Source organism: Streptomyces subrutilus, assembly GCF_001746425.1.
Classification (GTDB): Bacteria; Actinomycetota; Actinomycetes; order Streptomycetales; family Streptomycetaceae; genus Streptomyces; species Streptomyces subrutilus_A.
Genome location: NZ_MEHK01000001.1, coordinates 1053395 through 1079659 on the forward strand (window position 1 = coordinate 1053395; position 26265 = coordinate 1079659).

The window sequence follows — 26265 nt, forward strand, 5'->3', positions numbered from 1 at the left end:
CCGTGCGCTCAGGAGGCCGGCGGCTCGGCGCCCACGAGCCACATCGCGAAGAACTGCGCGCCGCCGCCGTACGCGTGCCCCATGGCCCGGCGGGCTCCCGGGACCTGGTGCTCCCCGGCCTGGCCGCGGACCTGCAGGGCCGCCTCCGCGAAGCGGATCATGCCGGAGGCGCCGATCGGGTTCGTGGACAGGACCCCGCCCGAGGGATTGACCGGAAGGTCCCCGTCGAGTTCGGTGACCCCGGCCTCGGTGAGCTTCCAGCCCTCGCCCTCCTCCGCGAATCCGAGGTTCTCCAGCCACATCGGCTCGTACCAGGAGAACGGCACGTACATCTCCACCGCGTCGATCTCCTGGCGCGGGTCGGTGATCCCGGCCTGCCGGTAGACGTCGGCCGCGCAGTCCTTGCCGGCCTGCGGGGAGACGAAGTCCTTGCCCGCGAAGAGGGTGGGCTCGCTGCGCATCGCGCCGCCGTGCACCCAGGCCGCGGGCCGGGGGGAACGGCCCGCGCCCTTCCGGTCGGTGAGGATCATCGCGCAGGCGCCGTCCGAGGAGGGGCAGGTCTCGGAGTACCTGATCGGGTCCCACAGCATCGGCGAGGCCTGGACCTTCTCCAGTGTGATGTCGTGCTCGTGCAGGTGGGCGTACGGGTTCTTCAGCGCGTTGCGCCGGTCCTTGTAGGCGACGAGCGATCCCACCGCGTCGGGTGCGCCGGTGCGCCGCATGTAGGCGCGCACGTGCGGGGCGAAGAACCCGCCCGCGCCCGCCAGCAGCGGCTGCTGGAAGGGAACGGGGAGCGAGAGCCCCCACATGGCGTTCGACTCCGACTGCTTCTCGAAGGCGAGGGTGAGGACGGTCCGGTGGACGCGCCCCGCGACCAGGTTCGCGGCGACGAGCGCGGTGGAGCCGCCGACCGATCCGGCGGTGTGCACGCGCAGCATCGGCTTGCCGGCCGCGCCGAGCGCGTCCGCCAGGTACAGCTCCGGCATCATCACCCCCTCGAAGAAGTCGGGGGCCTTGCCGATGACGACGGCGTCGATGTCCGCCCAGGTCAGCTCGGCGTCCGCGAGGGCGCGCGCCGCGGCCTCGCGGACCAGTCCGGCGATGGAGACGTCGTGCCGGGCGGCGACGTGTTTGGTCTGGCCTATCCCGACGACGGCGACCGGCTCCTTGCCCGAGGTGCTCATGCGGGGTCCCCTTCCAGGACGGCGACCAGGTTCTGCTGGAGGCAGGGGCCGGAGGTGGCGTGGGCGACGGCCCGGTCGGACTGGCCGCGGTGGATGCGGGCGGCGGCCTCGCCGATCCGGATCAGGCCGGCGGCCATGATGGGGTTGGCGGCGAGCGGCCCGCCGGACGGATTGACGGCGACGGCCTGACCCTCGACGTCGCCTGCGCCGATCCCGAGGGCCTTGCGCAGCACGACCTCCTGGGAGGAGAACGGCGCGTGCAGTTCCGCCGTGTCCACCGGGGCGTCGAACACCCCGGCGCGCTCGGCGGCTAGCCGGGTGGACGGGGAGTCGGTGAGGTCGCGCAGGCCCAGGGAGTGGGCTTCGATGCGGTGGTCGATGCCGGTGATCCAGGCGGGGCGCGCACACAGCCGGCGCGCGGTGTCCCCGGCGGCGAGGATCACGGCGGCCGCGCCGTCGCCGATGGGCGGGCAGTCCCCGGTGCGCAGGGGCCGCACCTGGTAGTCGCCCTGCGGCACGGCGCCGCTGAGCTGGGCGTGCGGGTTGGACTCGGCGCAGGCGCGGCTGCGAGCGCCGATGGCGGCCAGCGCGGCTTCGTCGGTCTCGCCGGCGTCGATGAGGGCCTGGGCCTGGAGGGCGGCCAGGGCCACGGAGTCGGGCCAGAGCGGGGCGAGGTAGTACGGGTCGAGCTGGCGCGTGAGCACGTCGCGTACCGGGCCGGGCGAGGACTTGCCGTACGAGTAGACCAGCGCGGTGTCGGCCTCGCCGGTCTGGATCTTGACCCAGGCCTCGTAGAGCGCCCAGGCGCCGTCCATCTCGACGTGCGATTCGGAGATCGGCGGCCAGGCCCCGACCCCGTCGAGGGTCATGGTGAAGGAGAAGGCCCGGCCGGCCAGGTAGTCGCTGGAGCCGGAGCAGGTGAAGCCGATCTCGCCGGCCTTCAACCCGGTCTGCGCCAGGACCTGGTGCAGGACCGGCATGACCATCTCGACTTCGCTGAGTTCGTCGGTACGGCGCAGGTGGTCGCTCTGCGCGAAGGCGACGACGGCCACGTCGCGTGCGTGCCTGCTCGTCCTGGGCATCAGATGAGCTCCTTGTACGCGTCGTAGTCCGCGTCCGGCTCGCCGGTGGGGCGGTAGTGGTCGGGGAAGCGGCCGCCTTCGGTCCACACGGGTTCGACGCGCAGGCCCATGCGGACCTGGTCATAGGGGATCCCGCCGATCCGGCCGTGGAGCGCGAGGCCGGCGCCGTCGAGGGCGATGTGGGCGTAGACGTAGGGCACTTCGATGTCGAGGTTCCGTGCCTTGATGTTGACGATGCAGTAGGTGGTGACCGTGCCGGCCGGGCCGACCTCTACCTGGTCGGTGGTGGCGACCCCGCAGGTGGGGCAGGCGCCGCGCGGCGGAACGTACACCTTGTGGCAGGACGGGCAGCGCTCGCCGATGGTCTTCCGCTCGGAGAGGCCGTTGATGTAGGCGGTCTGGGCGCGGCCCGGGCTGTACGTGTAGTCCAGGCGGGCCTGGGCGACGATGCCGGTGACGGGCTCCGCGAAGACCCCGTCGTGCGGCTCGGCCCGGCCGGTGCCGGTCCCGTCGTGGGGCTCGAAGCAGGCGATGTCGGTGATCGCCCCGCTCCGCTCGGCGGCCCAGCGCACGCGCACCCGCATGCCGGTGCGCACGGCTTCGGGGCCGGGGGCGTCGAGGGCGTGGAGCAGGGCGGTGTCGGCGCCGTCGAGCCTCACCAGCACCCAGGCGAAGGGGGTGTCCAGGGGCTGGTTGGGCCGGGGCCGGTCGTTCCAGGCCCAGGTGGTGACGGTTCCGGTGGGGGCGACCTCGACGAGTTCGCGCAGCTCCTCGGCGGTGCGGGGGTCGTACTCGACGGGCGGCACCATCACCGTCCCGTCGGAGGTCTTGATTCCGAGCACGAGCCCCTCGCGCAGGCCGGTGAGAAACGCGGACTGCACGGGCCCGAGGGACCGGGTGAAGGGAAACTCGACGACGAGCGGCGCACGAAGCACCTCGGGCGGGGATGCGGGGGCTGTCACGGCAGACTCTCCAATCGACCTAGGGGCGGGCCCGTATCCAGCCCACCAACTCACGAACCACAAAACGCCCCCACCGGGACCCAACCCCAGCCCCGCCAGAGCCAACTCCGCCCCCGCCGGGCCCACTTCAGCCTCGCCGGCGTTTGAGGCGCGGGGTCCGGGGCAGCGCCCCGGCAACGGCGCCGCACCGGACCACTCCCACGGCCCCGACACCGGACCGGGCGGGCCCGAGCGGGGCCGGGCAGGGGGCCCGGGTGGAGCTCCTCCCGCCGATACACCGCGGGCCGCTTCTCGGCAAACGCCCGCGCCCCCTCCTTCGCGTCGGCGGTGTCGAACACCGGCCACCCCCGCAGCAACTCGGCCGCCAGCCCCTCCGACTCCGTCAGCCCGGCGGTCTCGTAGACCGAGGCCTTCACGGCCTCCACGGCCAGCGGCCCGCACGCGTTGACATGCTCCGCGATCGCCAGCGCAGCGGACAACGCCGTGCCCTCCGGCACCACCCGCCCCACCAGCCCGATCCGCTCGGCCTCCTCGGCGGAGTACGGCCGCCCGGTCAGCAGCATCTCCAGCGCGTGCGTCCGCGGAATCTGTCGCGGCAGCCGCACCGTCGAGCCGCCGATGGGGAAGAGCCCCCGCTTGACTTCGAACAGCCCGAAGGTCGCCCCCGCCCCCGCGACCCGGATGTCCGTGCCCTGGAGGACCTCGGTCCCGCCGGCCACGCAGTAGCCCTCCACGGCGGCGATGACCGGCTTGCGCGGCCGGTGGTGGCGGAGCATGGCCTTCCAGTGCAGGTCCGGGTCGGCCTTGAGCCGGTCCCGGTACTGGTCGCCCGCCATCCCCTTCCCGGCCAGTGCCTTGAGATCCATGCCGGCGCAGAAGTCACCGCCCGCGCCGGTCAGGACCACGGAGCGGATCGTGTCGTCGGCGTCCGCCTCCAGCCACCCGTCGTACAGCCCCACCAGCAGCGGCAGCGAGAGCGCGTTCTTCGCCTCGGGCCTGTTCATGGTGAGCACCAGCGTGGCGCCGTGCCGTTCCACGGTCAGGTGTTCCGTCCCACCCATTGCCGTCCTCCCGTCTCAAGACCTAGAACAGGTTGCAGTAGGCGCGGGTGCAGTTCAATAGTTTTCTGACACACAGTCAGTTTTCTTGGGCGACTCCCTTCCCACTTGTGGCCGGCGGGGCTCTAATGACCGCCGGGAGCAGACCAGCCATGGACATTCCAGGGTCAGGAGGAACGGTGGAGTACAACCTTGCCGACCTGTTCGAGTCGGTCGTGGACGTGGTTCCGGACCGCGAGGCCCTCGTGTACGTGGACCACCCCGGGACCGGCGCCGAGCGCCGCCTCACGTACGCGGAGCTGGACGCGGCGGCGAACCGGATCGCGCACCACCTGCTGGACAGCGGGCTGGAGCCCGGCGAGCACCTGGGCCTGCACCTCTACAACGGGATCGAGTACCTGCAGACCGTACTGGCCTGCCTGAAGGCCCGGCTGGTCCCGGTGAACGTGAACTACCGGTACGTGGAAGAGGAGTTGGTCTACCTCTACAACGACGCCGACCTCGCCGCGCTGGTCTTCGAGGGCGAGTTCACCGAACGCGTCGCGGCCGCGCTGCCGCAGACCCCGGGGCTGCGCCACCTGATCCGGGTCGGCACGGCGCCCGAAGGAGCTCCGGAGCCCGCGATCGCGCCGGTGGCGTACCCGGACGCCGAGGCGGCCGGCTCGCCCGGGCGCGGGTTCGCGCCCCGCAGCCCCGACGACCTGTTCATCATCTACACCGGCGGCACGACCGGTATGCCCAAGGGCGTCATGTGGCGGGCGGAGGACCTCTTCTTCGCCGGGCTCTTCGGCGGCGAGCCGTCGGGCGAACCGGTGAAGCGGCCCGAGGAACTGGCCGAGCGGGTCGCGGCGCGCGGCGCCGGCCTGACCTTCTTCCCGGCCCCTCCCCTCATGCACGGCACGTCCACGCTCACGTCGTTCATCGCCTTCAACTACGGCCAACGGGTGGTCATCCACCGCAAGTACGTCCCGGAGGAGGTGCTCCGGACGATCGAGAAGGAGAAGGTCTCCAGCGTGTCGCTGGTGGGGGACGCCATGCTGCGGCCCCTGATCGACGCGTTGAACGGCTCCCTGAAGGGCACCGACCTGTCCTCGCTGTTCAGCGTGTCCTCATCCGGCGCGATCATGTCGGAGACGGTGCGCGCGGAGTTCCAGCGGCTCGTGCCGAACGTGCTGCTCCTGAACAACTTCGGCTCCTCGGAGTCCGGATCCAACGGGCGGGCGACCGACGACTCCGGCCCGGAGAAGGGCTTCCGCCTCGCGGTCAACGACCGTACGCAGGTGGTGGACCCGGTGACGCACGAGCCGGTGGCGGTGGGCGAACCGGGGCGCCTGGCACAGCGCGGCCACGTCCCGCTCGGCTACTACAACGACCCGGCCAAGACCGCCGAGACGTTCTTCCAGAAGGGCGCGGAGCGCTGGGTGCTGCTCGGCGACATGGCCACGGTGGACGAGCAGGGCATCGTCACCGTGCTCGGGCGCGGCTCGCAGTGCATCAACACGGGCGGCGAGAAGGTCTATCCGGAGGAGGTCGAGCAGGCGCTGAAGTCCCACCCGGACGTGTACGACGCGCTGGTCGCGGGCGTCCCGGACCCCACGTGGGGCAACCACGTGGCGGCGGTGGTCCAGATCCGCGCGGGAGCCCCGGAGCCGACCCTGGACGACATCCAGACCCACTGCCGCACCCGCCTGGCGGGCTACAAGATCCCCCGCCAACTGGTCATCGCCCCCGCCATCCAACGCTCCCCCAGCGGCAAGGCGGACTACCGCTGGGCCAAATCAATAGCCACAGCGGCCGACACCACCCCGTAACCCCACCGCCCCGAACCGGGCCCCGCCGCCCTCAACCCAGCCGCGCCGGCCCGAACCCAGCCCCGTCGGCGTTTGAGGCGCGGGGGTCCGGGGGCAATGCCCCCGCAGCCTGCCGCGGCAGGCCCCCGCCGGTCAGACCCCGGAGGACGAGCCGGCGCCCGGCGGTCGGCCCACCGACGTCACCCCGGCACTCCGGAGGCGCGCACGGCGCCACCCGGCGGCAGGTGAGTTCGGCCCCGTCGTAGCGGTGCCGACAGGCATGCGCGGGCCGCCACAACAGACGATCACTCGTTCGAGTCATTGCCTTGCCCCTCAGCACCCTGGCAATCTACCGAATGATCGGTCGGGCGATTCAGGACGAGGTGACGACATGGCGGCATACGCGGATCTCCACGACAAGGACGAAGGCGAGCGCCTCGGCGGCGAGGAGCTGGCCGCCCTCCAGCTGGCGCGCCTCCGCGCGAGCCTGCACCGGGTCTACGACCGGGTGCCCTTCTACCGGCAGGCGTTCGACAAGGCCGGTGTGCACCCCGACGACTGCCGGACCCTCGCGGACCTCGCCCTGTTCCCCTTCACCGCCAAGTCCGACCTGCGCGACCAGTACCCCTTCGGGATGTTCGCCGTGCCGCGCTCCGAGGTGCGCCGGATCCACGCCTCCAGCGGGACCACCGGGCGCGCCACGGTGGTCGGGTACACCGAGCGGGATCTGTCCACCTGGGCGGATGTCGTGGCCCGGTCCATACGCGCCGCCGGCGGCAGACCCGGCCAGATCGTGCACATCGCCTATGGGTACGGGCTGTTCACGGGCGGCCTCGGCGCGCACTACGGCGCCGAGCGCCTGGGCTGTACGGTCGTGCCCGCGTCGGGCGGGATGACCGACCGCCAGGTGCGGCTGATCCAGGACTTCCGGCCCGAGGTCATCATGGTGACCCCCTCGTACATGCTGACCCTGCTGGACGAGATGGAGCGCCAGGGCATCGATCCGCGGTCGACCTCGCTGCGTACGGGCATCTTCGGCGCGGAGCCGTGGACCGAGGAGATGCGCCGGGAGATCGAGGACCGGCTCGGCATCGACGCGGTGGACATCTACGGCCTGTCCGAGGTGATGGGGCCCGGCGTGGCGCAGGAGTTCGCGTCGGGCAAGGACGGGCTCCACATCTGGGAGGACCACTTCTACCCGGAGGTGGTGGATCCGCTGACCGGCGAGGTGCTGCCGGACGGCGCGCCGGGCGAGCTGGTGTTCACCTCCCTTACCAAGGAGGCCATGCCGGTGATCCGCTACCGCACCCGGGATCTGACGCGGCTGCTGCCCGGCACGGCCCGGCCGGCCTTCCGCCGGATGGAGAGGATCACGGGCCGCAGCGACGACATGATCATCCTGCGCGGGGTGAACCTGTACCCCACCCAGATCGAGGAGATCCTGCTGCGGACGGAAGGCCTGGCCCCGCACTTCCAGCTGCGGTTGACGAGGGAAGGCCGGATGGACGCCCTGACCGTGCGGGTGGAGGCGCGCCGGGAGGCGGATGCCGGCCGGCGGGAGGTCGCGGCCGCTGCCCTGGTCCGGGCCGTCAAGGAGGGGATCGGGGTCTCCGTCCGGGTCGAGGTGGTCGAGCCGGAGACCCTGGAGCGCTCGGTGGGCAAGATCAAACGGACGGTGGATCTCCGGGACACGGAGCGGGGTGATGGAAACGATTGAAACCACCCCTTCGGGCCTATTTGAGGGCGGCGCCCGAGAGCCGTCGGAGCCGCCCGGGTAGTGCATACGGCGTGACCTCGTTCTTGCGGAAGCTCTACGACCGCCTGCAGGGCTCCCTCGCGGGGCTCGCCTGGAGCCGCGGCCGGGAAATGGAGCTGATGCACCGGGCGATGGGCTTCGCGGCCCTCGGATTCCTCACGCTGGTGCCGCTGCTGGTGGTCGTGGCGGCCGCCGCCCCCGGCAGCGGCTCGGGCTTCGGCCGGTGGCTCGGCCAGGCCCTCGGGGTGACGGAGTCCTCGCGGGGCCGGGTCGAGGTGGTGTTCGGCGCCGCGGACCTGGCGCTGGAGCGGACCACGGCCTTCGGTCTGGCGGCCCTGGCCGTCTTCGGCCTGACCTTCGGCTCCGCCGTGCAGACCGGCTACGAGAAGGTCTGGGACGTGCCGACCGCGCGGTGGCACACCATGTGGCGGCACGTCGTCTGGCTCGCCCTGCTGGTCTGCTACCTCGCGCTGCTCGTCGAGATCCCGGCGCCGTCGAACGACGCCGTCGGCACGGCCCTGGGCACCCTGGGCGACCTCCTCGGCACCTGCCTGTTCTTCGTCGCCTCGCAGCGGCTGCTGCTCGGCGGGCGGGTCCGCTGGCGGGCCCTGGTGCCGGGGGCGGTGGCCACGAGCATCGGGCTGCTCGGGCTGCGCGTGTTCTCGCAGTTTGCGTTCTCCCCGCTGATCGCCTCGAACGCCGTCACCTACGGCCCGTTCGGGACGCTGCTGGTCGTCCAGTCCTGGCTGGTCGGTGTCGGGTTCGTGGTCTACGGCGGCGCCCTCGTCGGCCGCCTCGTCCACGAACACCTCACACTCCGCCGCCTCGAGCGCAGCGGGTACCTCCCCGCGGAAGAGCCCCCACCGCCCACGCCGCACCATCCGGCGGGGGGCTGACCCGACAGTCCCTGCGGACCCGACAATCCCTGCGGACCCGGCGGACCCGGCGGATCCGGCGCAGCCGTCGGGAACATGGATACCAAACGGAATGTTGACAGACCATCAAGCAGCCTGCATGAGTGTGGGGGCACGGACGCACCGCCCGCCATACCGGCAACCTCGCTCATTCGCAGGCTACTTGGGAGGTATGTTGCTCCGCACCCGTCCGATACTCCGCCGCGTCGCCCTCACCGGCGCCGCGCTGCTCGCCGCGACGGCCGCGATACCGCAGGCCGCCGCCGCCGGGGCCGCAGACGCGGGCCCCTCCGGCGGAGGTCTGTCCGCCGTCATCCGGTACACGGAGAACGGCATCCCGCACATACTCGCCCGCGACTACGCGCACCTCGGCTTCGGCACCGGCTGGGCCCAGGCCGCCGACCAGGTGTGCGTACTCGCCGACGGGTTCGTCACCGTCGCCGGTGAGCGCTCGCGCTGGTTCGGCCCCGAGGCGGCGCCCGACGGCTCCCTGTCCTCCGCCACCCGCAACCTCGGCAGCGACCTGTACTTCAAGGGCGTGCGCGAGTCGGGCACGGTCGAGAAGCTGCTGGCCACGCCCGCTCCGGCCGGCCCCAGCAAGGACCTGAGGGAACTGATGCGCGGCTGGGCCGCCGGCTACAACGCCTGGCTGGCCCAGAACAAGATCACCGACCCCGCCTGCAAGGGCGCGGCCTGGGTGCGCCCGGTCTCCGCCACCGATGTGGCCGCCCGCGGCTTCGCGGTCTCGGTCCTCGGCGGCCAGGGCCGCGGGATCGACGGCATCACCACCGCCCAGCCGCCGGCCGCCGGCGCGCCCGGCGCGGGAACCCGTACGACGGCGCCGGAGGAGCCCGACCCGGCGGCCGCGGCCGCGGCGGCGCGGGAGTTCTTCGACACCACCCGCTACGACATGGGTTCCAACGCGGTCGCCTTCGCCGGCTCCACCACGGCGAGCGGCGGGGGCCTGCTGCTGGGCAACCCCCATTACCCCTGGCAGGGCGGCCGCCGCTTCTGGCAGTCGCAGCAGACCATCCCGGGCGAGCTGAACGTCTCGGGCGGCTCGCTGCTCGGCACCACCGTCGTCAACATCGGCTTCAACGAGAAGGTCGCCTGGAGCCACACGGTGGCCACCGGCACGCCCGTCAGCCTGCACCAGCTCACCCTCGATCCGGCCGACCCGACCGCCTACCTGGTCGACGGCGTGCCGGAGAGGATGACCCGGCGGACCGTCACCGTCCCGGTGGCGGGTGGCGACCCCGTGACCCGGACGCAGTGGTGGACCCGCTACGGACCGGTCGTCTCGAACCTCGGTGCGGGGCTGCCGCTGCCCTGGACGGCCGGTACGGCGTACGCGCTGAACGATCCCAACGCGGCGAACCTGCGCGGCTCCGACACCGCGCTCGCCATGGGCAGGTCCCGCTCGGTCGGCGGGATCCAGGACGCCCTGCGGCGCACCCAGGGCCTGCCGTGGGTCAACACCGTGGCCGCCGACTCGGCGGGCGGCACCCTCTTCACCCAGTCCCAGGTCCTCCCCCGGATCACCGACGAGCTCGCGGCCCGCTGCTCCACCGCGCTGGGCCGGGCCACGTACCCGGCCTCCGGGCTGGCGGTCCTGGACGGGGCGCGCGGCGACTGCGCGCTCGGCTCGGACCCGGACGCCGTACAGCCGGGGGTGTTCGGGCCGGCCAAGGCGCCGACGCTGCGCGACGCCCCGTACGCCGAGAACTCCAACGACAGTGCCTGGCTGGCCAACGCGGAGCGCCCGCTGGCCGGCTACGAGCGGATCTGGGGCAATGTGGCCACCCCGCGTTCGCTGCGCACCCGGGGGGCCATCGAGGACGTCGCCTCGATGGCGGCGAAGGGCCGGCTGACCGTGGCCGACCTGCAGAAGCAGCAGTTCGCCAATCGCGCGCCGGCCGGTGACCTGGCGGCGGCCGACGCGGCGAAGGCCTGCGCGGCGCTGCCCGCCGGTACGGCGACGGCGAGCGACGGCACGGCGGTGGACGTGTCGGCGGCGTGCCCCGTGCTGGCGGGCTGGGACCGTACGGCGGACAGCGGCAGCCGCGGCGCACTGCTCTTCGACCGGTTCTGGCGCCGGCTGACGGCGACGACCGCGGCGAAGGACCTGTGGCTGGTGCCGTTCTCGGCGGCCGACCCGGTACGCACGCCCCGTACGCTCAACCAGGCGGCGCCCGGCATCGGGCGGGCGCTCGCGGACGCGGTGGCGGAGCTGAAGGCGGCGGGGGCGGCCCTGGACGCGCCGCTGGGTGAGCACCAGTTCGTGGTCCGCGGTGGCGAGAAGCTGCCGGTGGGCGGCGGTACGGAGGCGCTGGGCGTCTGGAACAAGATCGAGGCGCCGTGGAACGCGGCGGCCGGCGGCTATCCGGAGGTCCTGCACGGCTCCAGCCACGTCCAGGCGGTCGGCTGGAACGGCGGCCGCTGCCCGGTCGCGCGCACCCTGCTGACGTACAGCCAGTCGGCGAACCCGAACTCGCCGTACTACGCCGACCAGACCCGGATGTTCTCGCAGGAGCGCTGGGTGACCTCCCGGTTCTGCGAGCGCGACATCCTCAGGTCGCCGAAGCTGAAGGTGGTGTGGCCGCGCGAGCGCGGGTGAGATCCGGCCCCTTCCTGGCCGCGGCCGTCACGGGCTGACGGCCAGGAAGAGGTACGCGGCCAGCAGGACCAGGTGGACGCCGCCCTGGAGCAGGGTGGCACGGCCCGGGGCGATGGTGAGGGAGCTGACCACGATGGTCAGGGCGAGCAGCACCATGTGGATCGGCCCGAGGCCCAGCATGAGCGGGCCGGAGAGCCAGACCGAGGCCAGGGCGATGGCCGGGATGGTCAGGCCGATGCTGGCGATGGCGGAGCCGTAGGCCAGGTTGAGGCTGGTCTGGACGCGGTCGCGGCGGGCGGCGCGGACGGCGGCCAGGGTTTCGGGCAGCAGGACGAGCAGAGCGATGATCACACCGACGACGGCGTGGGGCAGGCCGGCCTTCGCCACGCCCTGCTCGATGACCGGGGAGACGGCCTTGGCGTCGCCGACGACGGCGACGAGTGCGACCAGCAGCAGGCCGAGGCTGATCAGGGCGGCGCGTGCGGTGGGGGGCGCGGCGTGCTCGGGATCCTCCGCGGGCGCGGCGGGCGCGGCCTGACCGGTCGGCCCGGCGTGACCGGTCGGCCCGGCGTCACCAGTCGGCCCGGCGGGCACGGCGGGTCCGGTCGGCTCGGCGGGCACGGCGGGTCCGGTCGGCTCGGCGGGCTCGGCGTCCTGGGCACGGCCGTCGCGGGCGTCGTGCCCGCCGGGGCCGTGCGCCCCACCTCGGCCGCGTGCGGTGTCCACCGGCAGGAAGTAGTCCCGGTGGCGGACCGTCTGGACAGCGACGAACAGCCCGTAGAGGGCGAGCGAGGCGACGGCGGCGAAGGTCAGCTGGGCGGTGGAGAACTCGGGGCCGGGCTTGCTGGTGGTGAAGGTCGGCAGGACGAGGCTGAGGACGGCCAGGGTCGCGACGGTGGCCAGCGCCGCTCCGGAGCCCTCGGCGTTGAAGACGGCGACACGGTTGCGCAGGGCGCCGACGAGCAGGGACAGGCCCACGATGCCGTTGCAGGTGATCATGACGGCGGCGAAGACCGTGTCCCGGGCGAGGGAGGAGGTCTTGTCGCCGCCGTCGGCCATCAGGGTGACGATGAGCGCCACTTCGATGACGGTGACGGCCACGGCGAGGACGAGAGAGCCGAAGGGTTCGCCGACCCGGTGGGCGACGACCTCGGCGTGGTGCACGGCCGCCAGCACCGCCCCGGCGAGGCAGAGGGAGACCAGGACCACGGCGAATCCGGGCAGGTCGCGTCCCCAGCTGAAGACGAGCGCGACGAGCGCCACCACGGGGACCAGGACGGTCCAGTCGGTCAGGGGTGATCTGCTCGTTGCCGTACTCATATCAGCCAACTTGCCAGATCTGTCCCTTCCGTGCGCCGCACGGCGCGCGTTCGAGGCTCTGACGTGGCCCTTCTCACGGGGAATCCGAGCCCGGCGGCGGCCCGCGACCCCTCGGCGGGCGGCGGCCGAGCTCCGCCCCGCGATCGGCCGGAGACCGGCTGCTCCGTGGCGATCCGGTAGCCGATGGAACGCCGTTGATGCCGCTGATCGGGCGGTATGCACCGTTGCGTCACCCCTCGGCGCCTCCACCGACGCCGGGGCCGACGGCCAGGAGATCCGCTGCGCGCCGCACGTCCCGCTTGCGCAGCGCCCTCCTCGCCCTGACGCCGCCCTCGCCGCGGCGGCGACCGCGGCCGCACCGGCCCGGAGCCGTGCCCGCCACCGGCTCCGCCGCCCCTGGCGCCGCCCTCATCCCGGGCGCCCCTCTACCAGCAGATCACCGCGACCTACGGGCAGGCCATGGTCAGGCCGCCTGCAGCGGCGAACCCGCGGTGAGTACGCCCACGCGCAGCCTCAACCGGTTGATCGGCCCGAACGGCGAGCACATCAGCACCGTCCGGAACGTCTCGCCCGGCTACTCCGTCGAGGGCAGCCTCGGCCGGCTCCACACGAGCCCGCGCCAGGGCACGGTCCCGCAGTCCCACTGCGTCGTCCGCAACGACAACTTCCCCTCGGGGGACGTCAACTGCGCGGGCCAGAGATACGTCTCCCGGCCCGGCTGGTTCCACCCCGGCCGACCCGCGGACATCCGGAGCCTGCCGCTGATGCGCTGCATGGCCGGGAACACCGCGAGTTCTTCGAGTCGAACACCACGAACTGCGAGGCCCAGGCCTCCGGCGGCCGGCTTGGGCTGGATCTCCACGGGCTGACCCGCCGCGCGGTCGGGCGTACGGGGGCGGCCCCCGGCCGCCCCCGTACGCCCGACCGCGGGCCGTCGCGAAACCCGGGCCGGGGTCGTCGGGGTGCCCCGGCCCGGACACCCCGTCACATCGCGTGCTCGCGGCCCTCCCAGTACGGGTCGCGCAGCCGGCGCTTGTAGAGCTTGCCGTTCGGGTCGCGCGGCATCGTCTCGATGAAGTCGACCGTCTTGGGGCGCTTGTACCCGGCGAGCTGCCGTTCGCAGTGGTGCAGGATCTCCGCGGCGAGGGCGTCACCTGCCGCGAAGCCCTCCGCCGGCTCGATGACGGCCTTGACCTCCTCGCCCCAGTCCGCGTGCGGGATGCCGAAGGCGGCGGCGTCGGCGACCGCCGGGTGGGTGAGCAGGGCCGACTCGATCTCGGCGGGGTAGATGTTCACTCCGCCCGAGATGATCATGTCGATCTTGCGGTCGCGCAGGAAGAGGTAGCCCTCCTCGTCCAGCAGTCCCAGGTCGCCGACGGTGAAGAAGTCGCCGATGCGGTTCTTCTTCGTCTTGCCCTCGTCCTTGTGATAGCTGAAGCCGCCCGTGTTCATCTTGATGTAGACGGTGCCGAGTTCACCGGGGGGCAGCCGGTTGCCGTCGTCGTCGAAGACGGCGAGCTCGCTGATCGGCCAGGCCTTCCCGACGGTTCCCGGCTTCTTCAGCCAGTCCTCGGCGGTCGCGAAGGCGCCGCCGCCCTCGCTCGCCGCGTAGTACTCCTCCACGCAGCGGCCCCACCAGTCGATCATCGCCCGCTTGACGTGGTCGGGGCAGGGAGCGGCGCCGTGGATGGCGTGCCGCATCGAGGAGACGTCGTACGCGTCCTTCGTCTCCTGCGGGAGCGCGAGCAGCCGGTGGAACTGGGTCGGGACCATGTGGGTGTGGGTGCAGGCGTGCCGGTCGATCAGGCGCAGCATCTCCTGCGGAGTCCACTTGTCCATCAGTACCAGCGGGTGCCCGATGTGCAGGGCGGCGCCCGCGAACTGCAGGACGGCCGTGTGGTAGAGCGGCGAGCAGACCAGGTGGACGTTGCCGTCGAAGGGCCTGATGCCGAAGATGCCGAGGAACCCGCCGAGGTAGGTCTCCTCCGGGAGCTTGCCGGGCAGCGGTCGGCGGATCCCGCGCGGCCGGCCGGTGGTGCCGGAGGTGTAGTTCATGACCCAGCCGAGGGTGCGCTCCGCGGGAGCCGACGCGGGTCGTCCGTGCAGGAGTTCCCCGTACGGGCGGAAGCCCGGGACCGGTCCGACGGCGTAGCGGTGGCTCGCGGGCAGGGCCGCCTCGTCGGCCGCGGCGGTGGCGGCCTCGGCGAAGCGCTCGTGGGCGATGAGGACCTTGGCGCCCGAATCGGAGACGATCCAGGCGATCTCGGGGCCGACGAGGTGGTGGTTGACGGGGACCAGGTAGAAGCCGGCCTGGGAGGCGGCGAGGTAGGCGGTGAGGAACTCCACGCCGTTGGGGAGGACGACGGCGAAGGCGTCCCCCTCCTCCAGACCGGCGGCACGCAGGCCGTGGACGAGGCGGTTGACGTCGGCGTGCAGCCGGCCGGCGCTCCATTCCTCGCCTTCGGGTGTGACGAGGACGGTGCGCTGCGGGTCGGCGGCGGCCTGCGCCCAGAATCCGTTGGGGGGCTGGTCGGTCACACTGATCACACCTCTCGGACTCGGCCGGCGATGCGGTTGACACGGTCGACGGCCCGCTCGAAACCCTTGGTCAGGTCGTCGAAGACGGCCTGCACGCCGCGCTCTTCGTTCATCCGGCCGACGATCTGCCCGACGGGGGTGCCGAGCAGCGGCCGGACCTCGTACTTCTGGATGCGGGAGACGGCCTCGGCGACGAGCAGGCCTTGCAGGGGCATCGGGAGCGCGCCGGGGCCCTCGGGGTCGTCCCAGGCGTCGGTCCACTCGGTGCGCAGCTGGCGGGCGGGCTTGCCGGTGAGGGCGCGGGACCGGACGGTGTCGCCGGAGCCCGCGGCGAGGAGCTTCTCCGTGAGGGCGCGGGAGTGTAGTTCGGCCTCGGTGGTGGTGAGCCAGAGGGAGCCGAGCCAGGCGCCCTGGGCGCCGAGGGCGAGTCCGGCGGCGATCTGCTCGCCGCTGCCGATGCCGCCCGCGGCGAGGACGGGGAGCGGGGCGACGGCCTCGACGATCTCGGGGACCAGGACCATGGTGGCGATGTCGCCGGTGTGGCCGCCGGCCTCGTAGCCCTGGGCGACGACGATGTCGATGCCGGCTTCGGCGTGGCGGCGGGCGTGTTTGGCGCTGCCGGCCAGGGCGGCGACGAGCACGCCGTGGTCGTGGGCGCGCGCGATGACGTCGGCGGGCGGGGAACCCAGCGCGTTCGCCAGGAGTTTGATGGGGTAGTCGAAGGCGACGTCGAGCTGGCTGCGGGCGACCTGCTCCATCCAGCCGGTGATCCGCCAGCCGGAGGCCTCTCCCTCGGCGAGTTCGGGCACGTGGTGCTTGGCGAGGGTGTCGCGGACGAACTGGCGGTGGCCGGCCGGGATCATCGCCTCGATGTCGGCTTCGCCGATGCCGTCGACGGCCTTCTTGGCGGGCATGACGACATCGAGGCCGTAGGGCTTGCCGTCGGTGTGCGCCTGCATCCAGTCCAAGTCGCGTTTGAGGTCGTCGGGCGCGGTGTAGCGGACCGCGCCGAGTACGCCGAATCCGCCCGCCCGGGTGATGGCGGCGGCGACCGCCGGGAAGGGCGTGAAGCCGAAGATGGCGTGCTCGACTCCCAGTTTCTTGCTCAGCTCCGTCTCCATGGGCCGCAGGATGCCGCAGCCCGGCAGTCGAGGGAAGAGATTTTCTGATGCTGTGTCAGATTCTTTGCGGGCCGGTCCGTGCGGAGGGTGGCCACCGGGCGGGCAGATACCCACTAACGTGCGGCAGATCCAGTCCCGGCGCCGGTGAGAGCCAGCCCCGCCGGCGATGGAGCGCCGGGCTCCGGGGCGGAGCGAGCCCCGCGGAGCGGCGCGGCGCGGCAGGCGGGCTCGGGCAGCGGACAGGAGGGCCGGACATGGCATCGGATACGGGGGAAGACGGGGCGGCAGGCGCAGGAGCGGGGGCAGCGAGCCCGCGCGGGCACGGCACCGGAGAGAGGCAGGGGCCGGGGCACATGCGGGGGCCGGTACAGGGGCGGGCGCAGGGACCCGCACAGGGGCAGACGCGGGCGGACGGGCAGACGCGGGCGGACGGGCAGACCCGGACGCAGGGGCTGAGCCGGCGCCGCCTGGGCGCCCGCCTGCTCGCCCTCGGCGGCGTGCTCGTCCTGCACTCCGCGCTGCCCGGCGGCTCCGCCGCGGCGGCCGGCGGCCCGGCCGAACGGCGCGCCCTCCAGGGCCTGCGGCTCCGCTACGGATCCGCGCGCCAGGCCGGGCTGCTGGACGGGCACCTGGAGGGGGTGGCGGACGAGGCGCGGCGGTTCCTGGGACCCTCCCCCGAACACCCCTACTACGCGGGCGTGGTGGTCCTGGCGGGCCGGGGCCGCACCATCGCCCTGCACCGCGCGATGGGCGACGCCGTGCGGTACGCGGACTACGACGGACGGACCGACCGGGTACGCGAGTTCCCGGCGGCCGAGCGGATCGCGATGGCCGAGGACACCGTCTTCGACCTGGCCTCGCTGACGAAGCTGTTCACCTCCATCCTGGCCGTGCAGCAGATGGAGCGGGGCCGGCTGGAGCTGGAGGCCCCGGTGCACCGCTACCTGCCGCTCTTCACCGGGGGCGGCAAGGAGGTGATCACGGTCCGCCAGCTGCTCACGCACACCTCGGGGCTGCGCTCGTGGGCCCCCTTCTACAAGGAACCCACGCGCGAGGGCCGGCTGAGGCTGCTGTGGTCGGTGCAGCCGCAGGAGACGCCGGGGACCGTCTACCGGTACTCCGACCTCAACCTGATCACCCTCCAGCTGCTCCTGGAGCAGATCACCGGCCGCACCTTGGACGTGCTGCTCCGCGACGAGATCACCGCTCCGCTCGGGATGCAGCGCACCCGGTACAACCCGCCGCGCTCCTGGCGCCGGGTGACGGCCGCCACCGAGGTGCAGCGCCCGCCCTGGTCCGGGCTGGACCGCGGCCTGGTGTGGGGCGAGGTGCACGACGAGAACGCGTACGCGCTCGGCGGGGTCGCGGGCCATGCCGGGGTCTTCGGCACCGCCTTCGACCTGGCCGTGCTCGCCCGCGCCCTCCTCGACGGCGGGGTGTACGCGGGCCGGCGCATCCTGCGCCCCGGTTCCGTGGAACTGCTCTTCACCGACTACAACACCTCCTTCCCCGGCGACGACCACGGTCTCGGCTTCGAGCTCTACCAGCACTGGTACATGGGGGCCATGGCCACACCGCACTCCGCCGGCCACACCGGCTTCACCGGCACCTCGCTCGTCCTGGACCCCTCCACCGACTCCTTCCTGATCCTCCTCGGCAACTCGGTCCACCCCGTCCGCACCTGGCGGGCCGGCAGCGCGCCCCGGGTCGCCGTCGGCAACCGCTTCGCCCGCGCCGTACCGGTGCGTACGAGGCACGGCGGCCCGGCCTGGTTCTCCGGGATCACCCCCGGCGCCTCGGGCACCCTGACCCTGCCGCCGCTCACCCCGGCGACGGCCGCCGCCCGGCTGCGCTGCGCCGTGTGGTGGGACACGGTGCCCGGGGAGGGCGCCTTCCACCTGGAGGCCTCGCCCGACGGGGAGCGCTGGGAGCCGCTGGCGTTCAGCACCCTGCGGTCCACCGGCGGCACGCCCGAGAGCTGGCCCCGGGGCTCGGCGGGCGGCTGGTCCGGCCGGATCTGGCACCGCCTGGAGGCTCCGCTCACGGCGGCCTGGGCGGGCCGGGAGGTCCGGCTGCGCCTGCGCCACACCGCGGCCGGCCGCTACGTGGGGCGCGGGGTCTACGTGGACCTCATCCGCGTCGCGGAACCGGCCCGCCTCCTCTTCGCCGAGGACCGCCCGGCCGACGCCGCCCGGCTCGAACACGCCGGCTGGACGAGATCGTCGGACTAGCCCGGAACCTCCGGTCGCGGTGCAGGTCCAGGTCCTGATCCGGGCAGGGCTGCCTAGGCCAGCGCCGCGTCGATCATCCGCCGGGTGACGGAGGTCAGTTCGGACAGGTCGGGCGCCGGGCGGGAGCGGGCGGAGGCGCCGGCCAACCGGTCGTAGAGGAGTCCGTCGGCCCAGGCCACCAGGAGGTCGGCCGCCTCTTCGGGACGGTCCGCGCCGAGGGCGGCGAGGATCCCCGCCGCCCGGGTCCGCGCACCCTGGCCCGCCCGGTGGAAGTCCGGCTCAAGCTCCGGATTGCGGGCCGCCTCGAGGCTGAGTTCGAAGCGGGCCAGCTGGCGGGCGCGGCCCGCCGTCAGCCAGCGGTACAGCAGCCCGGCGAGCGCCGCCGCGGCCGCCGCGCGGTCCGGCGGCGGCAGCGGCGGAGGCGGCAGCGGCGGTCCGTCCGCGTCGAGGTCGGCGAGGTCCAGCTCCGCCAGGCGCTGATAGCAGGCGGCGATCAGCGCCGTGCGGGTACGGAAGTAGTACGAGGTGCTGCCGGCCGGCAGCCCGGCGGCGGCGTCGACCGCCCGGTGGGTCAGGGCCCGCAGACCGCCCGCGGCGACGAGGTCGATGGCGGTGTCCGCGATGAGCGTTCTGCGGTCGGGGCCGCGGTCCGGGGTGGGCATAAAGCCACTCTACCGATGTAGAGCAACCGGTGCCCGGAATGAATACCGTGCCCGCGGACGTTCGGACTCGTTGTCGGGGTTCGTTGACCGTTCGACACGAAGGCAGGCAGACCGCCATGACGACCGAGATCGACTGGGACCACCCGACCGACCCCAGGCCCGGGAGCTGGCAGCTCGACCACGTCAAGCAGTACGTGGGCTCGAACGGGGCCGAGGGCCACTACTGGAACGGCACCCGGACCCTGCTGCTCACCACCGTGGGCCGGGTCTCCGGGAACCCGGTGCGCACCCCCCTCATCTACGGTGAGGACAACGGGCGTTACCTCCTCGTCGCCTCCAAGGGCGGCGACCCGGCGCACCCGCTGTGGTACCGGAACCTGACCGAGAACCCGGAGGTCCGCATCCAGGTCGGCGCCGAGGTCCTGCGGGGCAGGGCCCGCACCGCGACCTCCGAGGAGCGTGCCGCGTACTGGCCGCTGATGGTCAAGCACTGGCCTTCGTACGACGAGTACCAGACCAAGACCAGCCGTGAGATCCCGGTCGTCGTCATCGAGCCGGTCGGCGCCGCCGGGTAGGCCGCGGGGTCAGTGCCCCAGCACCGCCATCGCCGCGTTGTGCCCGGGGATCCCGCTGACCCCTCCGCCGCGCACCGCCCCCGCACCGCACAGCAGTACGTTGCGGTGGGCGGTCTCCACTCCCCAGCGCCCCGAGTCCCCGTAGGGCCAGGACAGGTCGCGGTGGAAGATGTGCCCGCCGGGCAGCCGCAGTTCGCGTTCCAGGTCCGGCGGGGTCTTCGCCTCGATGCACGGGCGGCCGTCCGCGTCGAAGGCGAGGCAGTCGGTGAGCGGCTCGGCCAGGTGCGCGTCGAGCTGCGCGAGGGTGGCGGTCAGCAGCACCTCGCGCGCCTGCCTGTTGTCGTGGCCGAACAGCCTGGCCGGGGTGTGCAGGCCGAACAGGGTGAGGGTCTGGTAGCCCTGCTCCACCAGCTCCGGCCCGAGGATCGTCGGGTCGGTCAGCGAATGGCAGTAGATCTCGGACGGCGGTGCGGAGGGCAGCTCCCCGGACGCGGCCTCCGCGTGCGCCCTGGCCAGTTCGGCGTAGCCCTCGGCGATGTGGAAGGTGCCGCCGAAGGCCTCGCGCGGGTCGACGGCGGTGTCCCGCAGCCGGGGTAGCCGCCGCAGCAGCATGTTCACCTTGAGCTGGGCGCCCTCGGGCGCGGGCTGCGCCGGCGCCTCGCCGAGGAGTCCGGCCAGCGCCTGCGGGGAGGCGTTGACCAGTACCGTGCGGCCGACGGCCCGCCCCTCCCCCTTCGCCGTACGGAACACCACCTCGGCCGGCCCGGTCCCGTCCGTGTCGATCCGCAGCACCTCGTGCCCGGCGGCGATCTCCGCCCCGGCGGCCCGCGCCGCTTCGGCCAGGGCGTCGGTGAGCGTGCCCATGCCGCCGACGGGCACGTCCCAGTCGCCGGTGCCGCCGCCGATGACGTGGTAGAGGAAGCAGCGGTTCTGGGCCAGCGAGGGGTCGTGCGCGTCCGCGAAGGTGCCGATCAGCCCGTCGGTCAGGACCACGCCGCGTACCAGGTCGTCGGCGAAGTACCTTTCCACCGCCGCCCCGAGGGGCTCCTCGAACAGCATCCGCCAGGCCGCGTCGTCGTCGATCCGGGCACGCAGCGCCTCCCGCGTCGGCAGCGGTTCGGTCAGGGTCGGGAAGACCTTCCCCGCGACCCGGCCGGTGGTGCCGTAGAAGGCGCGCCAGCTCTCGTACTCGCGGTCCGAGCCGGTCAGCCGGGCGAAGGAGGCGCGGGTGCGCTCCTCGCCGCCGCCGACGAGGAGCCCGCCGGGGCGCCCGTCGCGCAGGGTGGGCGTGTACGAGGAGACGCCGCGCTTGCGGACCGCGAACCGCAGCCCCAGATCGCGCACGATCTTGGCGGGGAGCAGGGAGACGAGGTAGGAGTATCGCGAGAGGCGGGCGTCGACGCCGGCGAAGGGGCGGGTGGAGACGGCCGCCCCGCCGATGTGCCCGAGCCGTTCCAGGACCAGCACCGAGCGGCCCGCTCTGGCCAGGTAGGCGGCCGCGACCAGGCCGTTGTGGCCGCCGCCGACGATCACCGCGTCGTAGACGTCGTGTGCGAATCCGCTGGAGCCCCGCGTGGCTGTCATGGCTCTTGGTAACACACCTGGCCCAGCCGCTCCAGACAGTAGGCCTCGTCTGCGTGGGCGAGGGCGGTGTCGGGATGCGCGTCGCCCAGGGCCCGCTCGCGGATCCCGGCCAGGTCGCGGTAGATGGGCAGCGCCTCCTCCCAGCGGCCCAGCCGGCCCAGCCCGGCGGCGAGTTCGCGGCGGCTGACCAGGGTGTCCGGGTGCTCGGCGCCGAGTACCGAGGCCCGGGCGGCGCCGACCTCGCGGGCCTCGGCCACGGCCTCCTCCCAGCGGTCCAGGCGGCCCAGGTTGACGCCGAGTACGTGCCGGGCGCGCAGGGTCTCGGGGTCGGTCGCCCCGTAGGCGCGGGTGCGGTCGCGGACCAGGGCCCGGAACAGGTCGAGGGCCTGGGCGCTGTTCCCGGAGCGGCCGAGCGCGATGCCGACCTCGTAGCGCGCGGCCAGGGTGTCGGGGTGGTCGCGGCCGAGCACCCCTTCCCGTACGGCGGCCACTTCGCGGAACGCGGCCAGGGCCTCCTGCCAGCGCTCCAGGCGGCCGAGCGCGTACGCCACCTCGTAGCGGGTCAGGAGGGTGTCCGCGTGCTCGGCGCCGAGGACGGCCGCCCGGTCGGCGGCGACCGCGGCGGCGGTGGCGTGGGCCTCCGCGAACCGGCCCAGCGCGCCGAGGGCGCAGGCCAGGTTGTGGCGGCAGCGCAGGGTGTCGGGGTGGAGCGCTCCCGCGGTGCGCTCGCGGGCGACGAGCACCGCCCGGTAGATCGCGTACGCCTCGGAGTGCCGGCCGAGCCTGCCCAGTTCGTACGCCGCCTCCTGGCGCGCGGCCAGGGTGTCGGCGTGGTCCGGGCCGAGCACCCGTGCGCGGCCCTCCGCCACGGCTTCGTACCCGGCGAGGGCCTCCTCGGTGCGGCCGGCCCGGCTGAGCGCGAAGGCACGGGTGTGGCGTGCGGCGAGGGCGTCGGGGCCGCTCCCGCGCGGGCCGGGCAGACGCGGAGCCCCGTACGGCGCGGTGAGCCGGGGGTCCTCGGCGGGCGCGGGGCGCACGATCCGCTGCGCACCGCTCGGGCGCGCGGCCGTCCAGGCGCCGGTGAGCACCGCCCACTCGCCGCTCGCGGGGCGGGCCTCGATACCGGCCTTGCGCCCGGCGGTGATCCCCTGCGCCCAGGCCGGCAGGGGGGCCTGCGCGCCGGACGGCCCGGCCGGGCCGAGGCGGGCCTCGACGAGCCTGCGGTGCAGGTGGCGCGCGTCGCCGGGCCGGTCCTCGGGCCGCTTGGCGAGAAGGTCCAGAACCACCCGTTCGAAGTAGCCGGGCAGTTCCGGCCGGTGCTCGCGCAGCGGCACGGGAGCGGTGTCGCGGTGGCCGACCAGCACGGACCAGGAGTCTCCGAGGTCGAAGGGCGGTGCGCCGGTGGCGATCTCGTAGAGGACGCAGCCGAGCGAGTAGAGGTCGCTGCGGTGGTCGACCTCGCCGCCGGCGATCTGCTCGGGCGACATGTAGTGCGGGGTGCCCATGGCCATGCCGCCGCCGGTGAGCTTGGCGGTGAAGCCGATGTCGTGGGCGAGGCGGGCGATGCCGAAGTCGCAGATCTTCACGGTGCCGTCGGTGAGCCGCATGATGTTGGCCGGTTTGAGGTCGCGGTGCACGACGCCCTGGTCGTGGGTGTAGCCGAGGGCGGCGGCCATCTGCTCCGCGATGTCGACGACCACGTCGACGGGGAGCGGGCGGGTCTCGTTGTCCTCCAGGAGCTGGCTGAGGTTGCGGCCTTCGAGGAGTTCCATGACGAGGTAGAGGGGGCCGCCTGCGGCGCTGTCGTCGCCGAAGTCGTGCACGACCGTGACGCCCCGGTGCTGGAGGGAGGCGGCGACGCGCGCTTCGCGGCGGAACCGCTCGCGCAGCACCTGGGTGAAATGGGCGTCATGCTCCGCACCGATCGGTTTGAGACACTTCACGGCGACCTGCCGGCCCAGCGACTCGTCCCGGGCCCGCCACACCTCGCCCATGCCGCCGCGACCGATCAGGTCGAGCGAACGGTAACGGCCCTGGATCAGTCTGGACTCCGCCATGTCTTGAAGTCGCCCCCGTTGTCGTGCCTCGCCCTCCCCGGCCGGTCCAGTATGGCCGCTGATGTACGCAGTGTGTACGGGGAGGGGCGACTCCCGGGGCCCATGCGGCGCATCGCCTTCAAGATGTGACCTGGGGGCAGCTGCCAGCGCAGACCTGCGGGAATGCTGCGCAACACGTGCCCGGTGAGACGCAGGCGACGGGTGATGCTGAGCGGGGCCGGGGCCGGGCGCCCGTACAGCTGGTGCGCCCAGCCGGGGAGGGACCCGTAGGCGAGGCCGGCGAGCGGGCGCCACAGCAGATTCCGGCCAGGCACGAGGAGCGGGTGGACGGGCGGGCCGCGCAGGAAGTCGTCGACGGCGCGGGCGTCGGCTCCGGCGGCGAGTTCGGGGCGGACCTTCTCGAAGTACGCGGCGAGCTGCGCCGTGCCGGCGGGGACGGCGGCCGGGTCGAGGCCGACGAGGCGGGCGTTCACCCGGTTCTCGTCGACGTAGCGGTCGGCCTGGGCGGGGGTGAGGGGGACGCCCGAGCGGCGCAGCACGTGCAGGAAGCTGTCGATCTGGGCGCAGTGGATCCAGAGCAGCAGGGCCGGTTCGTCGACGGGGAAGCGCTCGCCGGTGTCCGGGTCGGCGGCGGAGAGCTTGCGGTGGATGGCCCGGACCCGGGCCCCGGCGCGTTCGGCCTCTTCGGCGGTGCCGTAGGTGAGCGTGCCGACGAAGTCGGCGGTGCGCAGCAGCCGCCCCCAGGCGTCACGCCGGAAGTCGCTGTTCTCCATGACCCCGCGCACGGCACGGGGGTGCAGCGCCTGCAGGTACAGCGCCCGGACGCCGGCGATCCACATCATCGGATCGCCGTGGCACTGCCAGGTGACGGACGCCGGCCCGTACAACCCCGGGTCGGGTACGACGGCCACGACACCACCCATCCCGCACCTCCTGTGGCATGCGCCCGGGGCTCCAGCGTACGAGGGGGTCGGGCGCGGCGGCCAGGAGGCGGGGCGCGGCCTACGGCGGAAACCGGGACCGGGGGGGGCCGGACCCCTCGGTCGTCAGGAGTGGTCGTGCCAGGCGAACGCCGAGATGCGCCAGCCCTCCGGGGTGCGGACGAACTGGATGGTCTTGGTCCCGCCGCCCTCGAAGGGCTCGCCGTCCAGGATCCCGGACTTGCGGTAGGCGCCGAACCGCGAGGCGATGTCGCCCGCGATCTCGGTCCGTTCCGAGGTCTCCCACTCGGCGAACTCCAGGAGCCGGCCGTCCGCGAGCAGCCGTGAGCGGGGCTCGATGAACTCGTCCACCGTGTAGACGGTGAACTCCGGGCCCGTCTTGACGATCACGCCGCCCGGCACGACCAGCCGGCGGATCCGGTCCACGTCGGCGGTCCTGCCGCCGCGGTTGTCGAAGGCGCCGAAGAACTCGGCGGTCACCGTGTCGATCTCGCTCTTGGCCATGGCGTGACGGTAACACCCGCGACGTGTGCGGGAGTTAACTGGTGGGAGGCCGCACGGTCCCGGCCGTCAGCGGCGGACGCGGGGCATGCCGAGGCCGATCCAGGAGATGATCTCGCGCTGGATCTCGTTGTTGCCGCCGCCGAAGGTGAAGATGACGGCGCTGCGGTAGCCGCGTTCGAGTTCGCCGTGCAGGACCGCGCCGGCGGAGCCGTCCTTGAGGGAGCCGGCCGCGCCGACGACCTCCATCAGCCAGGCGTAGGCGTCCCGGCGGGCCTCGGAGCCGTAGACCTTGACCGCGGAGGCGTCCTGCGGGGCGAGGGTGCCGTCCTGGACGGCGTTCACCATCTGCCAGTTGAGCAGTTTCATCGCGTCGAGGCGGGCGTGGGTGCGGGCGAGGCGGCCGCGGACCCAGGCGAGGTCGATGACCCGGCGGCCGTCGGCGAGCTTGGTCTCGGCGGCCCAGCGCTGGACGTCGTGCAGGGCCCGGATGGCCATGGTGCCGTGGGCGGCGAGGGTGACGCGCTCGTGGTTGAGCTGGTTGGTGATCAGGCGCCAGCCCTTGTTCTCCTGGCCGACGCGGCGGGTGGCGGGGACGCGGATGTTCTCGTAGTAGCTGGCGGTGGTGTCGTGCGAGGCGAGCGTGTTGATGAGGGTGCAGGAGTAGCCGGGGTCGGAGGTCGGCACCAGCAGCATGGTGATGCCCTTGTGCGCGGGGGCGTCCGGGTCGGTGCGCACCGCGAGCCAGACCCAGTCGGCGGTGTCGCCGTTGGTGGTCCAGATCTTCTGCCCGTTCACCACGTACGTGCCGGTCTCCTCGTCGCCCTCGCGGACCGCCTTGCACCTGAGCGCGGCGAGGTCGGTCCCGGCATCCGGCTCGCTGTAGCCGATGGCGAAGTCGATCTCGCCCGCGAGGATCCTGGGCAGGAAGTACGCCTTCTGCTCGTCGGTGCCGAACTGCATGATGGTCGGCCCGACGGTGTTGAGCGCCATCAGGGGCAGCGGGACGACGGCCTGCGCCGCCTCGTCGAAGAAGATGAACTGGTCCATCGAGGACATCCCGCGGCCGCCGTACTCCTTCGGCCAGCCGACCCCGAGCCAGCCGTCGGCCCCGAGCCGGCGGATGGTCTCCCGGTAGAAGCGCTTCTGCGCGGCCGGGTCCTCGTAGCGGGCGTAGACGTCCTCGGGCACCAGGTCGGCGAAGTAGGCGCGCAGCTCGGTGCGCAACTGCTGCTGCTCAGGCGTGTATTCGAGGTGCACGGCCCCTCCGGGTGTCTCGCGGTCCAGCCGGTCGCTGTGGTGGCGGCGGTCAGAGTAGAACCCGTTACAAGAATCCGGAAGGGGCGCGGGACCGCCGGTCGTGCGGGCGCGC

At 73.3% G+C, this 26265-nt stretch carries 19 protein-coding genes and 1 pseudogene; 7 read left to right on the plus strand and 13 right to left on the minus strand.

What is annotated here, in order from left to right:
- Positions 1–8 precede the first annotated feature (8 nt).
- From BGK67_RS05735 to BGK67_RS05750, 4 genes and pseudogenes are all read right to left on the minus strand, one after another.
- Positions 9–1184 (minus strand): thiolase domain-containing protein, encoded by a 1176-nt coding sequence (locus tag BGK67_RS05735; protein ID WP_069918875.1) that lies wholly within the window; start codon positions 1182–1184, stop codon positions 9–11.
- Positions 1181–2266, minus strand: a complete 1086-nt coding sequence (locus tag BGK67_RS05740) for a thiolase domain-containing protein (protein WP_069918876.1) — start codon at positions 2264–2266, stop codon at positions 1181–1183. Before BGK67_RS05740 ends, BGK67_RS05735 begins: the two co-directional genes overlap by 4 nt.
- Positions 2266–3228 carry a Zn-ribbon domain-containing OB-fold protein gene (locus BGK67_RS05745; RefSeq protein ID WP_069918877.1) on the minus strand — a complete coding sequence of 321 codons (963 nt, stop codon included), beginning with the start codon at positions 3226–3228 and terminating at the stop codon, positions 2266–2268. The genes BGK67_RS05740 and BGK67_RS05745 overlap by 1 nt, the downstream gene beginning before the upstream one ends.
- Positions 3229–3494: 266 nt before the next feature.
- A pseudogene (locus BGK67_RS05750) lies at positions 3495–4289 on the minus strand (crotonase/enoyl-CoA hydratase family protein); the annotation flags it as partial.
- Between the two features lie 176 nt (positions 4290–4465).
- Here BGK67_RS05750 and BGK67_RS05755 point away from each other — a divergent pair.
- From BGK67_RS05755 to BGK67_RS05770, 4 genes are all read left to right on the plus strand, one after another.
- The gene (locus BGK67_RS05755; protein WP_069918878.1) at positions 4466–6097 is read left to right on the plus strand and encodes an acyl-CoA synthetase; all 1632 of its coding nucleotides are present in this window, start codon (positions 4466–4468) and stop codon (positions 6095–6097) included.
- A gap of 370 nt (positions 6098–6467) precedes the next feature.
- Positions 6468–7793: a phenylacetate--CoA ligase PaaK gene (gene paaK / locus BGK67_RS05760; RefSeq protein ID WP_069918879.1), complete on the plus strand. Its 1326-nt coding sequence runs from the start codon at positions 6468–6470 to the stop codon at positions 7791–7793.
- A 71-nt stretch (positions 7794–7864) separates the two neighbouring features.
- On the plus strand, positions 7865–8728 hold the full coding sequence (locus tag BGK67_RS05765; RefSeq protein ID WP_069918880.1) for a YhjD/YihY/BrkB family envelope integrity protein: 864 nt from the start codon (positions 7865–7867) through the stop codon (positions 8726–8728).
- A 190-nt stretch (positions 8729–8918) separates the two neighbouring features.
- A complete protein-coding gene (locus tag BGK67_RS05770; protein WP_069918881.1) occupies positions 8919–11363 on the plus strand; it encodes a penicillin acylase family protein in 2445 nt (814 codons plus the stop codon).
- Between the two features lie 27 nt (positions 11364–11390).
- Here the strand turns inward: BGK67_RS05770 and BGK67_RS39900 are convergent, their stop codons facing one another.
- Positions 11391–12683, minus strand: a complete 1293-nt coding sequence (locus tag BGK67_RS39900) for a calcium:cation antiporter (RefSeq protein ID WP_244291156.1) — start codon at positions 12681–12683, stop codon at positions 11391–11393.
- Between the two features lie 491 nt (positions 12684–13174).
- Between BGK67_RS39900 and BGK67_RS38280 the strand changes: the two genes are divergently transcribed.
- Positions 13175–13552 carry a hypothetical protein gene (locus BGK67_RS38280; RefSeq protein WP_141754014.1) on the plus strand — a complete coding sequence of 126 codons (378 nt, stop codon included), beginning with the start codon at positions 13175–13177 and terminating at the stop codon, positions 13550–13552.
- A gap of 115 nt (positions 13553–13667) precedes the next feature.
- Here BGK67_RS38280 and BGK67_RS05790 read toward each other — a convergent pair whose 3' ends face one another.
- Both BGK67_RS05790 and BGK67_RS05795 read right to left on the minus strand, forming a co-directional pair.
- Positions 13668–15221 (minus strand): acyl-CoA synthetase, encoded by a 1554-nt coding sequence (locus tag BGK67_RS05790; protein WP_069918883.1) that lies wholly within the window; start codon positions 15219–15221, stop codon positions 13668–13670.
- A 5-nt stretch (positions 15222–15226) separates the two neighbouring features.
- The gene (locus BGK67_RS05795) at positions 15227–16342 is read right to left on the minus strand and encodes a nitronate monooxygenase (RefSeq protein ID WP_069918884.1); all 1116 of its coding nucleotides are present in this window, start codon (positions 16340–16342) and stop codon (positions 15227–15229) included.
- 353 nt (positions 16343–16695) lie between these two features.
- Between BGK67_RS05795 and BGK67_RS05800 the strand changes: the two genes are divergently transcribed.
- Complete coding sequence (locus BGK67_RS05800; RefSeq protein ID WP_079154040.1) at positions 16696–18573, plus strand: serine hydrolase domain-containing protein; 1878 nt, start codon at positions 16696–16698, stop codon at positions 18571–18573.
- 53 nt (positions 18574–18626) lie between these two features.
- Here BGK67_RS05800 and BGK67_RS05805 read toward each other — a convergent pair whose 3' ends face one another.
- Positions 18627–19235, minus strand: a complete 609-nt coding sequence (locus tag BGK67_RS05805; protein ID WP_069918885.1) for a TetR/AcrR family transcriptional regulator — start codon at positions 19233–19235, stop codon at positions 18627–18629.
- 116 nt (positions 19236–19351) lie between these two features.
- Between BGK67_RS05805 and BGK67_RS05810 the strand changes: the two genes are divergently transcribed.
- A complete protein-coding gene (locus BGK67_RS05810) occupies positions 19352–19810 on the plus strand; it encodes a nitroreductase family deazaflavin-dependent oxidoreductase (protein WP_069918886.1) in 459 nt (152 codons plus the stop codon).
- 9 nt (positions 19811–19819) lie between these two features.
- Here BGK67_RS05810 and BGK67_RS05815 read toward each other — a convergent pair whose 3' ends face one another.
- From BGK67_RS05815 to BGK67_RS05835, 5 genes are all read right to left on the minus strand, one after another.
- Positions 19820–21394: a phytoene desaturase family protein gene (locus tag BGK67_RS05815; protein ID WP_069918887.1), complete on the minus strand. Its 1575-nt coding sequence runs from the start codon at positions 21392–21394 to the stop codon at positions 19820–19822.
- Positions 21391–23451 carry a serine/threonine-protein kinase gene (locus BGK67_RS40695; RefSeq protein WP_069918888.1) on the minus strand — a complete coding sequence of 687 codons (2061 nt, stop codon included), beginning with the start codon at positions 23449–23451 and terminating at the stop codon, positions 21391–21393. Before BGK67_RS40695 ends, BGK67_RS05815 begins: the two co-directional genes overlap by 4 nt.
- On the minus strand, positions 23433–24374 hold the full coding sequence (locus tag BGK67_RS05825) for an oxygenase MpaB family protein (RefSeq protein WP_069918889.1): 942 nt from the start codon (positions 24372–24374) through the stop codon (positions 23433–23435). Before BGK67_RS05825 ends, BGK67_RS40695 begins: the two co-directional genes overlap by 19 nt.
- Positions 24375–24497: 123 nt before the next feature.
- Positions 24498–24896 (minus strand): nuclear transport factor 2 family protein, encoded by a 399-nt coding sequence (locus tag BGK67_RS05830; protein ID WP_069918890.1) that lies wholly within the window; start codon positions 24894–24896, stop codon positions 24498–24500.
- A 66-nt stretch (positions 24897–24962) separates the two neighbouring features.
- Complete coding sequence (locus BGK67_RS05835; protein WP_069918891.1) at positions 24963–26153, minus strand: acyl-CoA dehydrogenase family protein; 1191 nt, start codon at positions 26151–26153, stop codon at positions 24963–24965.
- Positions 26154–26265 lie beyond the last annotated feature (112 nt).